This is a genomic window from Rheinheimera muenzenbergensis (assembly GCF_036984005.1).
In the GTDB taxonomy this organism is placed as follows: Bacteria; Pseudomonadota; Gammaproteobacteria; order Enterobacterales; family Alteromonadaceae; genus Alishewanella; species Alishewanella muenzenbergensis.
The window spans coordinates 1-7,033 of the sequence record NZ_JALAAR010000033.1; the positions used below are offsets into that span (position 1 = coordinate 1).

The window sequence follows — 7,033 nt, forward strand, 5'->3', positions numbered from 1 at the left end:
CAGTGGTGCTGTGAAACCAATATCATCTTTAAAGCACTGTCGTGCGATACCGTGCCGCACTTTACGACGATAGCCGCCTTTGTTAGTAGCTCGTCGGTACAAATTGCGCAGTTGTTTGAGCAGGTGTTGCTGGTATGCCATCAGCAGGGCTTGCTGGGCAATGAACTGTTTGCCATCGATGGCTGCAAAATGTCTTCCAACGCTGCGAAGGAATGGTCGGGCACCTTTAGAGAGCTGGCGGCGAAGCGGGATAAATTGAAGCGGCAAATTCGTTACCACCTGGAGCAACACAAGAAGCTGGATGAGCGGGAATCAGCCGATGAAGCACGTAAAGCCCGGCACCAGCAAAGCATAGACACGCTGAATAAAGCGCATGACAAGATAACCGACTTTTTAAAGACCGCCAGTCCACGGATGGGCCGGGGCAAAAAGCGCACGGAAGTGAAAAGTAACATCACCGATAATGAATCGGCCAAAATGACCACCAGCAAAGGCACGATTCAGGGCTACAACGGTGTGGCTGCGGTGGATAAGAAGCATCAGATAATAGTGGATGCGCAAGCTTTCGGCGAAGGGCAAGAGCACCACACCTTAGTGCCGGTGCTGGAAAAGATACAGCAGCGTTACCAACGGTTGGGTATCAGTGACAATATCTTCGCCAATAACACCATTATCACGGCTGACACCGGCTTTGCTAATGAGGCTAACAACCATTACCTGTATCAACAGCAAATAAACGGCTACGTACCGGATAACCAGTTTAGAAAACGAGACCCGAAATTCAGTGAGCAAAAACAAAAGTACGGCAAGCGCCATCAGGATAAGGCAAAGGGGCAAAAGCCTATCTTCCCGTCTACCTCCTTTGCATTTGACCCTATAGCCATGACCTGTATTTGCCCGGCGGGTAAATCGTTACCCTGTCGGGGCACCAGGCCAGAGCCGGATGGCCAACAACGCGCCTTGTTTGGCGGCAGATTGCTGCAATGTCGACACTGTGATTTAAAAGAGCAATGCATGCTCACGCCCGAGTCGGCCAATCACCGCAATGGTAACGGCCGGCAGGTATCGTTTTTACTTAAAGCCAATGCGCCACCGAATTACACCGACTGGATGAAACAGCGGGTAGACAGCGAAGCTGGTAAGCAAATTTACAGCCATCGAATGTCAGTAGTAGAACCGGTGTTTGGCAATATAGGCACCAATAAAAGGCTAAGCCGGTTTAGCTTACGCGGCAAAACCAAGGTGCAAGGCCAATGGCAGTTGTTTTGTATGGTGCATAATCTGGAGAAGGTAAGCCGGTACGGTAAGTTAGGGTAAACAGTCTGTCGATTGCGCCCAATAACGCCTGTTATAGCAGTCGTTTAAGTGAAGTCTTAACAAGTAATTCTTGTCTTGAAATTCCTACCAAAAGCATGCAAAGTCGCTAACAAATAATAAACAGAATGGCCTAAGGAGAAATGCTGTGCACTCAGCAGGTTTTTCTACAGGCTCGTTTTGTGCCAAAGGAATTATGAGCATCTTTAGATATCTATTTAAATGGCAAAAAGGACGCCAGAAAACAGGGTACGAAAAAATGCTATTGGCCGGAGCAACATGGCCAATCAAGTTTGATTTGTATCTGCTTAAATTCCCTGAAGGATGCGAGGTTCCACCTCATACTGATGATGTACAAAATGGAAAACATTACCGGCTAAATATAGTTCTCAAACAAGCAAAATCAGGTGGAGAGTTCATCTGCTCATCTCCAATATATTGCAGCAAACGTATTAAGCTTTTTAGACCAGATATTTGTGAACATTCCGTAACTAAGGTAATTTCTGGTAGTCGTTATTTATTGAGTGTTGGTTGGGTTCGTGGCAGATAACAATCGCCATCAAAAACGCGCCCGTTGGGCGCTCGACTCGCAACACGTTGCTCGCGTTTTTGGCGGGCGTTATATTTCACGGAGGAATGGTGCGTAGACTGCCCGCAGTAATTTTACTTCTTATAATACCGTTTCAGGTTATTGCTAGTTCCGATCTTAAAGAAATTCCTTTATCTGAACTAACAGGTTTTGGTGTACATGTTACTCAGATGGGGATTAAAGAAAATCGAGCACATTCGTTCAATTTGCTTTTTAGCGTTCCTAAAGTTGATAGCAATAATTGCAGTGTTTCTGATATTGAGCTAACTATTGAAAAGGATGGCCAGTTCATCGCTCACAATTTTCTTTCCAATATGTCAGAGTCAACAAAGGACTACTCAAGTCATATCATCGCGGCGAAAGCTGAAGGATTGGTTATAACCATTGGCGCTAGATACAGTTGCGAAAATCAAATTATAAGGTCAATTTTTTATAGTTTTGGCGACTTGTTCGAAATTGAAAAGCACTATACTGCCAATGGGATATTAAGTGAAATATAACAAGTTAGTTAATTTCGTTCCGGCCACAAACAGCGTGGCCTCCACGGGACTGCCTACGCTGCGGCAGCCTATTAGAAATGCGTTATAAGGCAAGCAGGGCTTAGGCTATGAAAACCATTTCAAGGGATGTCGCTCGGTTTAATTTGGTCGTTGCTTTGCTTTCTGTTGCTGTTTTTATCATAGTGATGCCAAATGAACTACTAAACGCCGCCGTCTTGCTGGGAGCTTATCTCCCATATGCTCTGTTTAGCTATATTTTGGGTCTGCGATTTGGAGGTTGGTATCTGGCTGACGGAGAAACTTCAAGAATATTTGAGTTTGTAGGCGTACCGATAATATTAATATCACTGAATTGTATATTCTCATCTTTCGTATACGGCAACGTAATTTTTTTGCATTCAAATTTCATTCAGCAACCGCTATTTGATTCTCCAATTTCTATAGGCCAATACATAGATAAACTCGCCGCAGGTTTATTCTCAGGTCTGTTTTTTGTAGCAACGACATCAATAATTCAAGTAAGCTTACTTTTAGTCGGTAGCGCTTACTTTATTTCAAAAGTTAAAAGAGGTGGGTATGCGTTTCATACCAATCCGCATAAAGATTAAATCAATAATTGGGGCCACCCATTATTGCCGCGCCAACTGCCGCGCCACCCTGACTCTAAGTTCATCACGTAGTAGCAGTACTGTCGGGCTGACCTGAGCGCGGCTGGCACAGAGCAGATTCAGTTGTTGGAAATGTGGTTTGAATTCTGGCAATAACGAAACGACCCTGCCGGCGCGTAAGTCTTCGGACATATCCAATGCGGATTTAAGCGCGATGCCTTTGCCGCTGACGGCCCACCGCCGGACAATTTCAGCATCATTGCTAACGCGGTTGCCGCTGACACTGATGCTAAACGGATCGTCCTGATAACCAAAATGCCAGTTGGCAAAGGTGCGTTGGTCGATCAAATACAACAAGCAGTTATGCTTTTGTAAATCAATTGGATGCAGTGGTTTTCCATGCTTATTTAAATAGCTTGGTGCAGCACATATAACGCGTGGCACGTCGGCAATATGAAAGGATACTAAATTTGAGTCCGGCAAGGAGCCATATCGTAGCGCGACGTCAACCTGCTCGGCGGCGAGGCCTGCAATTTTATCGGATAACTCCAGCCGGATGCGTAATTCCGGATGTTGATCCTGCAGTTCATCCAGCCAGGGCAGTAACAAATTTCGCCCCAGATCACTCGGCGCCGTCAGCCTTAACTCACCGCCTATGCGGCCACTTTGTTCGGTTAGCTCCTGCTTGCCTTGCTCCAGCGCGGTCAGCGCATTCTGGCAATGTTGCAGGAATTTTTCGCCCGCACTACTGAGTTTCAACGAACGGGTGCTGCGAATTATCAGCGCCGTGCCCAGATAAAGCTCCAGCCGTTTCAGCGCTGCCGAAGCTGCGGCGGGCGTTAAATCAAATTGCCGTGCGGCGGCGCTGATACTGCCGGTAGCGACAATCTGACAGAATAATTTTAAATCTTGAAGCTGCAGCATTTTCAAATTTTATTTGATAAAGAATGTCTTTTTAGATGGTTTTTATAGTGGTGTCAAACCGGCACAATGGGTGTCATCACTAACATAGGCTAACTTACCGGAGCTGTTAAATGTCACAAGCAATCCACACGGCATTACCAAAAACCATGCGCGCCATCGGCTACACTGCATCCTTACCGATCGATAATCCGCAAGCATTGCAGGACTTAACCCTGCCACTGCCCAGCTTGAAACCCCATGATTTACTGGTAAAAATCAGCGCCATCGCTGCCAATCCGGTGGATTATAAAATCCGTCAGAACCGCCCTGGCAGGGCTGAAAAACCAGAAATTCTCGGCTGGGACGCCGTGGGCACTGTCGTCGCGACCGGCGACGCCGTCACGCTATTTCAAACCGGCGACCAGGTGTTTTACGCCGGTGCATTGGATAGACCAGGCGCCAATAGCGAATTTCATGCGGTGGACGAGCGGCTGGTCGGCCTTAAGCCCAACACCCTTAGCGCTGCCGAAGCCGCGGCTTTACCGCTGACCGCTATTACCGCCTGGGAATTACTGTTCGACCGGCTGCAACTGGATCAGCCTGCAACAACGCCAGCAACCTACCGCCAAAAAGTACTGCTGATCAGCGGCGCAGCCGGAGGTGTCGGTTCCATCATGGTGCAACTGGCGAAATGTCGCAGCAACGCCATTGTCATTGGCACCGCTTCCAGACCTGAAAGTCAGGACTGGGTGAAAGCGTTAGGGGCTGATTATGTGATCAATCACCAGTTGCCGCTGGCCGAAGAACTGACGCGTATCGGCATCAAAGAAGTCAGCCATATCGCCAGTCTGGTCGACACCGCCGCTTATTATGACCAGTTTATTGCCGCCTTAGCACCGCAAGGCAAACTGGCACTGATTGACGACCCCAAAACCGCACTGGATATCCGGCCGCTGAAACTAAAAAGCCTCAGCCTGCACTGGGAATTGATGTTTACCCGCTCGTTGTTTCAGACGCCGGATCAACAACAGCAACATCAGTTGCTCACCGAAGTGGCTAAACTGGTCGACAGTGGCCAGCTGAAAAGCACGGTCGGCCAGCAATTGGGGGCGATTAATGCGGCCAACCTGCGCCGGGCGCATGCGTTATTGGAACAAGGGCAAGTGATGGGCAAACTGGTGCTGGCCGGTTTCACCGGGGCAACACCGCAGTAATCGATGCTCGGCTAAATTAGTCCGAAAAAATGAATGTCAGCAATCAGGTTATTGCGGATACTTGTTTTTTCGGACATTAACGCTTTCTTCGCCCGCTTTTGCTCTAATCAGCCTGTCAGAACTGACAACTATTTTTCTGGTAACGTGAAAAATTTGTGATATTTTGCGTGGTAATTTTAAGGTTAATGGTAAGCACTGTGGGCAATACTGACTTAACGACACTGATACAAGCGGTACAGCGCTGTATAGCGACAACAGACAACCCTTTTACCGCCGAAAAGCCGGACACTCGCCAGCTTACTATTAATGCTATTGAGCGCTTATCAGGCGAATATTGCACAGCCGATATTATTACCGCACTGACTGCGGAGGCTGATCGTTTAACCGGCTTTACCCAACGATGCGGTGGCATGCTGGCGTATGAGCTGTCGCTGCCCTATCGTGAAGCTTTGTATAACTGTAATGCCGCCATAGCCCATTTGCAGAAACAGTCCGCTGACTAAGCGTTTTACGCTGTCCACCGTTTTAGCCGGGCCTGCTGAATAGAAGGTGTTTGCCAGACGTAATAAATGTATGCCAGATAATCCTCGTCTTTATCCATCTCAGGCTCTACTGGCACAAAATCCGGGATCTCAGCCCACAATCCCATCTGAGTTGCCTTTTACTTGCTTAATGTCGGTCACTGAGTAGTCAAATGCTTTTTGCGGACCAGATCTAAGCACTGTTGCAGGTAGTAAAGCTGCATGCCTATGGCCATATGATACTCGCCTGCCATACCGGAATTGCCAGCGCCTTGCCGTGCTTTGGCTTCCTCTGTTTGTAACTTAGGCATCAGGCTATTTATCGCCGAAATAACCTCGTTACAGCTGTAAGTCGTGAGTAAATCGTCAAATGCGCGGGTAATTCGATCAGGCAAACCTTCAAATTGCCACAATGAAATGCTGATAATGTCTTTGATTTTCTGTTCCAGCGCCTTCTGTTCCATGTTTGTGTTTCTTATCTCGTGTTAAATAAATGGGTTATCACCGGTTAATCAGACACTTTATCGCCGGTCCGGTTTCTATTGTTGATCACGCCACCAAATTGGCGCATCCGGATGCTCATCAAGTGCTAAATCTTGCTGTTCATCAAACAAAGTACCATCTGCATAGCGCGGGAAATTCACATTGTTAATGAACAAGTCATAGTGAGTAGAATCACACTCAGCGGTATATTGCTTGTGCTGTGTATTGTCTAAGACTAGATTGGAGCCACACTGCTCAGCTTTGCCAGACTCATTTGAGTGTCATCGGTATAGTTGCCAAGCATGCCGTATAGCTGATGTGGTATGTAGTGACTAAGGTCATTGTGCTGGGCAATCACCTCTGGTGCGACAAACTCGAATCCGGCGCCGTAAGCATCGGCTACGGCAATTTCATACAACATAAAGGCTCACTTTTACACTGGTTCAGCTAGTTTGTTCCGGGTGTTAAATAACCTTAGAAATTTCGGAGAAAAATTTCTCTAACCAAAGTTGTAGATCCTCGTCAGAATCGAAATCCTCTTCAGTTAACTCTTCATAATCCTCAGTTGAAATGAGCTTATAGTCGATAGCTTCACGCAGTTGCGTTTTAAATAGCTCTACGTCATAGGGAAATCCTTTCCCTGTAATGATGGCCTCCCTTATTAAGTTGGGATCATAGCACTCGACATGGCAGTATTTTTTTAATATCGTTTTTAATGGTTCTTTGATTTTGCTCATTTCTATCTCTTAAGTTTTTGGATTCGGATATAGAGTATGTAATTTAACATTTCCATGCTGGTCTAGTCTGTAAATTGCCTTCACTGTCGGAGTTTTTCAAGGTAGTTGTCCGATTTTCCGGTTTTATGCTGCTGCCTGAGTCGGTACAATTTCCCGCTCCGGAT

General features: G+C 46.8%; 11 protein-coding genes. 6 read left to right on the forward strand and 5 right to left on the reverse strand.

Annotated features, from left to right (window positions below; genetic code table 11):
• The 4 genes from MN202_RS20195 to MN202_RS20210 all read left to right on the forward strand — a co-directional run.
• Nucleotides 1-1,317, forward strand: a 1,317-nt coding sequence (locus tag MN202_RS20195; RefSeq protein WP_335737937.1) for a transposase, incomplete at its 5' end; no start/stop codon positions are given.
• Nucleotides 1,318-1,462: 145 nt separating this feature from the next.
• The gene (locus MN202_RS20200) at nt 1,463-1,864 is read left to right on the forward strand and encodes a 2OG-Fe(II) oxygenase family protein (RefSeq protein ID WP_335737938.1); all 402 of its coding nucleotides are present in this window, start codon (nt 1,463-1,465) and stop codon (nt 1,862-1,864) included.
• Nucleotides 1,846-2,403, forward strand: coding sequence for a hypothetical protein (locus MN202_RS20205; protein WP_335737939.1), 558 nt, complete (start codon nt 1,846-1,848; stop codon nt 2,401-2,403). Before MN202_RS20200 ends, MN202_RS20205 begins: the two co-directional genes overlap by 19 nt.
• 107 nt (nt 2,404-2,510) lie before the next feature.
• Nucleotides 2,511-3,011 (forward strand): hypothetical protein, encoded by a 501-nt coding sequence (locus tag MN202_RS20210; RefSeq protein WP_335737940.1) that lies wholly within the window; start codon nt 2,511-2,513, stop codon nt 3,009-3,011.
• Nucleotides 3,012-3,032: 21 nt separating this feature from the next.
• Here the strand turns inward: MN202_RS20210 and MN202_RS20215 are convergent, their stop codons facing one another.
• A complete protein-coding gene (locus tag MN202_RS20215) occupies nt 3,033-3,935 on the reverse strand; it encodes a LysR family transcriptional regulator (protein WP_335737941.1) in 903 nt (300 codons plus the stop codon).
• A 110-nt stretch (nt 3,936-4,045) separates the two neighbouring features.
• Between MN202_RS20215 and MN202_RS20220 the strand changes: the two genes are divergently transcribed.
• Nucleotides 4,046-5,128, forward strand: coding sequence for a zinc-binding alcohol dehydrogenase family protein (locus MN202_RS20220; protein WP_418334815.1), 1,083 nt, complete (start codon nt 4,046-4,048; stop codon nt 5,126-5,128).
• Nucleotides 5,129-5,325: 197 nt separating this feature from the next.
• The gene (locus MN202_RS20225; RefSeq protein WP_335737942.1) at nt 5,326-5,631 is read left to right on the forward strand and encodes a hypothetical protein; all 306 of its coding nucleotides are present in this window, start codon (nt 5,326-5,328) and stop codon (nt 5,629-5,631) included.
• Between the two features lie 5 nt (nt 5,632-5,636).
• Here the strand turns inward: MN202_RS20225 and MN202_RS20230 are convergent, their stop codons facing one another.
• The 4 genes from MN202_RS20230 to MN202_RS20245 all read right to left on the reverse strand — a co-directional run bounded on the left by MN202_RS20230 (nt 5,637) and on the right by MN202_RS20245 (nt 6,869).
• A complete protein-coding gene (locus MN202_RS20230; RefSeq protein WP_335737943.1) occupies nt 5,637-5,777 on the reverse strand; it encodes a hypothetical protein in 141 nt (46 codons plus the stop codon).
• Between the two features lie 30 nt (nt 5,778-5,807).
• A complete protein-coding gene (locus MN202_RS20235; RefSeq protein WP_335737944.1) occupies nt 5,808-6,113 on the reverse strand; it encodes a hypothetical protein in 306 nt (101 codons plus the stop codon).
• Nucleotides 6,114-6,367: 254 nt separating this feature from the next.
• Nucleotides 6,368-6,553, reverse strand: a complete 186-nt coding sequence (locus tag MN202_RS20240; RefSeq protein ID WP_335737945.1) for an ADP-ribosylglycohydrolase family protein — start codon at nt 6,551-6,553, stop codon at nt 6,368-6,370.
• A 43-nt stretch (nt 6,554-6,596) separates the two neighbouring features.
• On the reverse strand, nt 6,597-6,869 hold the full coding sequence (locus tag MN202_RS20245; protein WP_335737946.1) for a hypothetical protein: 273 nt from the start codon (nt 6,867-6,869) through the stop codon (nt 6,597-6,599).
• Nucleotides 6,870-7,033 lie beyond the last annotated feature (164 nt).